The organism is Streptococcus phocae, assembly GCF_001302265.1.
Lineage (GTDB): Bacteria > Bacillota > Bacilli > Lactobacillales > Streptococcaceae > Streptococcus > Streptococcus phocae.
The window spans coordinates 1-5,107 of record NZ_LHQM01000004.1; the positions used below are offsets into that span (position 1 = coordinate 1).

Below are 5,107 nucleotides of genomic sequence, written 5' to 3' on the forward strand. Positions count from 1 at the left end.
AAGCTAAGCGACTACCGTATCTAACAGGGGGAAACCCCCAACTACTTCAGGCGTTCTAGGGCTTAACTACTGTGTTCGGCATGGGTACAGGTGTATCTCCTAGGCTATCGTCACTTAACTTATTCATGAACTTTATGTCCACTCAAAATTGAATATCTATATCTTATCAAGTTTTACCGTCGCTGTCAATATTGACTTCGGATAAGTCCTCGAGCTATTAGTATTAGTCCGCTACATGTATCGCTACACTTACACTTCTAACCTATCTACCTGATCATCTCTCAGGGCTCTTACTGATATTAAATCATGGGAAATCTCATCTTGAGGGGGGCTTCGCACTTAGATGCTTTCAGCGCTTATCCCTTCCCTACATAGCTACCCAGCGATGCCTTTGGCAAGACAACTGGTACACCAGCGGTAAGTCCACTCTGGTCCTCTCGTACTAGGAGCAGATCCTCTCAAATTTCCTACGCCCGCGACGGATAGGGACCGAACTGTCTCACGACGTTCTGAACCCAGCTCGCGTGCCGCTTTAATGGGCGAACAGCCCAACCCTTGGGACCGACTACAGCCCCAGGATGCGACGAGCCGACATCGAGGTGCCAAACCTCCCCGTCGATGTGAACTCTTGGGGGAGATAAGCCTGTTATCCCCAGGGTAGCTTTTATCCGTTGAGCGATGGCCCTTCCATGCGGAACCACCGGATCACTAAGCCCGACTTTCGTCCCTGCTCGAGTTGTAGCTCTCGCAGTCAAGCTCCCTTATACCTTTACACTCTACGACTGATTTCCAACCAGTCTGAGGGAACCTTTGGGCGCCTCCGTTACTCTTTAGGAGGCGACCGCCCCAGTCAAACTGCCCGTCAGACACTGTCTCCGATAGGGATTACCTATCTGGGTTAGAGTAGCCATAACACAAGGGTAGTATCCCAACAACGCCTCCGCTGAAACTAGCGTCCCAACTTCGATGGCTCCTACCTATCCTGTACATGTGGTACAGATACTCAATATCAAACTGCAGTAAAGCTCCATGGGGTCTTTCCGTCCTGTCGCGGGTAACCTGCATCTTCACAGGTACTAAAATTTCACCGAGTCTCTCGTTGAGACAGTGCCCAAATCATTACGCCTTTCGTGCGGGTCGGAACTTACCCGACAAGGAATTTCGCTACCTTAGGACCGTTATAGTTACGGCCGCCGTTTACTGGGGCTTCAATTCATACCTTCGCTTACGCTAAGCACTCCTCTTAACCTTCCAGCACCGGGCAGGCGTCACCCCCTATACATCATCTTACGATTTAGCAGAGAGCTGTGTTTTTGATAAACAGTTGCTTGGGCCTATTCACTGCGGCTGTCTGTTGACAGCACCCCTTCTCCCGAAGTTACGGGGTTATTTTGCCGAGTTCCTTAACGAGAGTTCTCTCGATCACCTGAGGCTACTCGCCTCGACTACCTGTGTCGGTTTGCGGTACGGGTAGAGTATAATTAAACGCTAGAAGCTTTTCTTGGCAGTGTGACATCACTAACTTCGCTACTAAACTTCGCTCCCCATCACAGCTCAATGTATTAGATATAAGCATTTGACTCATATCACACCTCACTGCTTAGACAGGCACTTCCAATCGCCTGCTTTAGTTAGCCTACTGCGTCCCTCCATCACTATATACTCTAGTACAGGAATATCAACCTGTTGGCCATCGAATACACCTTTCGGTCTCTCCTTAGGTCCCGACTAACCCAGGGCGGACGAGCCTTCCCCTGGAAACCTTAGTCTTACGGTGGACAGGATTCTCACCTGTCTTTCGCTACTCATACCGGCATTCTCACTTCTATGCGTTCCAGCACTCCTCACGGTATACCTTCTTCACACATAGAACGCTCTCCTACCATTACCTATAAAGGTAATCCACAGCTTCGGTAAATTGTTTTAGCCCCGGTACATTTTCGGCGCAGGGTCACTCGACTAGTGAGCTATTACGCACTCTTTGAATGAATAGCTGCTTCTAAGCTAACATCCTAGTTGTCTGTGCAACCCCACATCCTTTTCCACTTAACAATTATTTTGGGACCTTAGCTGGTGGTCTGGGCTGTTTCCCTTTCGACTACGGATCTTAGCACTCGCAGTCTGACTGCCGATTATATCTCGTTGGCATTCGGAGTTTATCTGAGATTGGTAATCCGAGATGGACCCCTCACCCAAACAGTGCTCTACCTCCAAGAGACTTTACATCGACGCTAGCCCTAAAGCTATTTCGGAGAGAACCAGCTATCTCCAAGTTCGTTTGGAATTTCTCCGCTACCCACAAGTCATCCAAGCACTTTTCAACGTGCCCTGGTTCGGTCCTCCAGTGCGTTTTACCGCACCTTCAACCTGCTCATGGGTAGGTCACATGGTTTCGGGTCTACAACATGATACTAATTCGCCCTATTAAGACTCGGTTTCCCTACGGCTCCGTCTCTTCAACTTAACCTCGCATCATATCGTAACTCGCCGGTTCATTCTACAAAAGGCACGCTCTCACCCATTAACGGGCTCGAACTTGTTGTAGGCACACGGTTTCAGGTTCTATTTCACTCCCCTTCCGGGGTGCTTTTCACCTTTCCCTCACGGTACTGGTTCACTATCGGTCACTAGAGAGTATTTAGGGTTGGGAGATGGTCCTCCCGGATTCCGACGAGATTTCGCGTGTCTCGCCGTACTCAGGATACTGCTAGGGTCATTCACTATTTAAAATACGAGGCTATTACTCTCTTTGGCTTACCTTCCCAGGTAATTCTTCTATAATGTTTGATCCCACGTCGCAGTCCTACAACCCCGAGGAGTAAACTCCTCGGTTTGCCCTGCTGCCGTTTCGCTCGCCGCTACTAAGGCAATCGCGTTTGCTTTCTCTTCCTACAGCTACTTAGATGTTTCAGTTCACTGCGTCTTCCTTCACATGACCTTAACAGTCATGGATAACATGCATTACATGTTGGGTTCCCCCATTCGGACATCTCTGGATCATTGCTTACTTACAGCTCCCCAAAGCATTTCGTCGTTAGTCACGTCCTTCATCGGCTTCTAGTGCCAAGGCATCCACCGTGCGCCCTTATTAACTTAACCTTATTTTACTAGTATATTTCAAACTAGTTAAACTCATTAAATATTTTCAGCTTTTTTTCGGTTTATTTCTTGTTACTTTTCTACAATCATTTCTGATTGCGGAATTTGATATAGATATTCAATTTTCAATGGACATACTATTTTTATGACTTCGTTGTCAGGTCTTCATCACTCGATAACTTTCAAGTGACTATGGAGCCTAGCGGGATCGAACCGCTGACCTCCTGCGTGCAAAGCAGGCGCTCTCCCAGCTGAGCTAAGGCCCCACAAGACCTCTCAAAACTAAATAAGACATTTTCCTAACGTGCTTCCATTTCCTTAGAAAGGAGGTGATCCAGCCGCACCTTCCGATACGGCTACCTTGTTACGACTTCACCCCAATCATCTATCCCACCTTAGGCGGCTGGCTCCTAAAAGGTTACCTCACCGACTTCGGGTGTTACAAACTCTCGTGGTGTGACGGGCGGTGTGTACAAGGCCCGGGAACGTATTCACCGCGGCGTGCTGATCCGCGATTACTAGCGATTCCGACTTCATGTAGGCGAGTTGCAGCCTACAATCCGAACTGAGATTGGCTTTAAGAGATTAGCTTGCCGTCACCGGCTTGCGACTCGTTGTACCAACCATTGTAGCACGTGTGTAGCCCAGGTCATAAGGGGCATGATGATTTGACGTCATCCCCACCTTCCTCCGGTTTATTACCGGCAGTCTCGCTAGAGTGCCCAACTTAATGATGGCAACTAACAATAGGGGTTGCGCTCGTTGCGGGACTTAACCCAACATCTCACGACACGAGCTGACGACAACCATGCACCACCTGTCACTTCTGCTCCGAAGAGAAAGCCTATCTCTAGGCCGGTCAGAAGGATGTCAAGACCTGGTAAGGTTCTTCGCGTTGCTTCGAATTAAACCACATGCTCCACCGCTTGTGCGGGCCCCCGTCAATTCCTTTGAGTTTCAACCTTGCGGTCGTACTCCCCAGGCGGAGTGCTTAATGCGTTAGCTACGGCACTAAACCCCGGAAAGGGTCTAACACCTAGCACTCATCGTTTACGGCGTGGACTACCAGGGTATCTAATCCTGTTTGCTCCCCACGCTTTCGAGCCTCAGCGTCAGTTACAGACCAGAGAGCCGCTTTCGCCACCGGTGTTCCTCCATATATCTACGCATTTCACCGCTACACATGGAATTCCACTCTCCCCTTCTGCACTCAAGTTTGACAGTTTCCAAAGCGAACCATGGTTGAGCCACGGCCTTTAACTTCAGACTTATCAAACCGCCTGCGCTCGCTTTACGCCCAATAAATCCGGACAACGCTCGAGACCTACGTATTACCGCGGCTGCTGGCACGTAGTTAGCCGTCCCTTTCTGGTTAGTTACCGTCACATGGTGGATTTTCCACTCCCACCATCATTCTTCTCTAACAACAGAGCTTTACGATCCGAAAACCTTCTTCACTCACGCGGCGTTGCTCGGTCAGACTTTCGTCCATTGCCGAAGATTCCCTACTGCTGCCTCCCGTAGGAGTCTGGGCCGTGTCTCAGTCCCAGTGTGGCCGATCACCCTCTCAGGTCGGCTATGTATCGTTGCCTTGGTGAGCCGTTACCTCACCAACTAGCTAATACAACGCAGGTCCATCTCATAGTGGAGCAATTGCCCCTTTTAAAGAATTAACATGTGTTAACTCTTCTTATGCGGTATTAGCTATCGTTTCCAATAGTTATCCCCCGCTATAAGGTAGGTTACCTACGCGTTACTCACCCGTTCGCAACTCCTCTTACTTAGTGCAAGCACTAAGCAAGAGGCGTTCTACTTGCATGTATTAGGCACGCCGCCAGCGTTCGTCCTGAGCCAGGATCAAACTCTCATTAATAGTGTTTGATGTTTACTCATTCTTTTTCTGTCGCTGACAGATTTATTACTTTGTTTCTTGACGGGTAATATGTCTCCATATCACCCCGCACGTTTGGTTTTTTTGTCTTATTCAGTTCTCAAAGGTCTTGTAATC

1 tRNA gene and 3 rRNA genes are annotated in these 5,107 nt (G+C 48.9%); all 4 read right to left on the bottom strand.

Annotated elements, in window-relative coordinates:
- Positions 1–2 precede the first annotated feature (2 nt).
- A 5S ribosomal RNA gene (gene rrf, locus AKK44_RS01130) occupies positions 3–118 on the bottom strand.
- Between the two features lie 79 nt (positions 119–197).
- Positions 198–3,099, bottom strand: a 23S ribosomal RNA gene (locus AKK44_RS01135).
- A 193-nt stretch (positions 3,100–3,292) separates the two neighbouring features.
- Positions 3,293–3,365, bottom strand: a tRNA-Ala gene (locus tag AKK44_RS01140).
- 56 nt (positions 3,366–3,421) lie between these two features.
- Positions 3,422–4,972 (bottom strand): 16S ribosomal RNA (locus tag AKK44_RS01145).
- The 16S, 23S and 5S rRNA genes sit together here with 1 tRNA gene alongside, the layout of an rRNA operon.
- Positions 4,973–5,107: the final 135 nt, after the last annotated feature.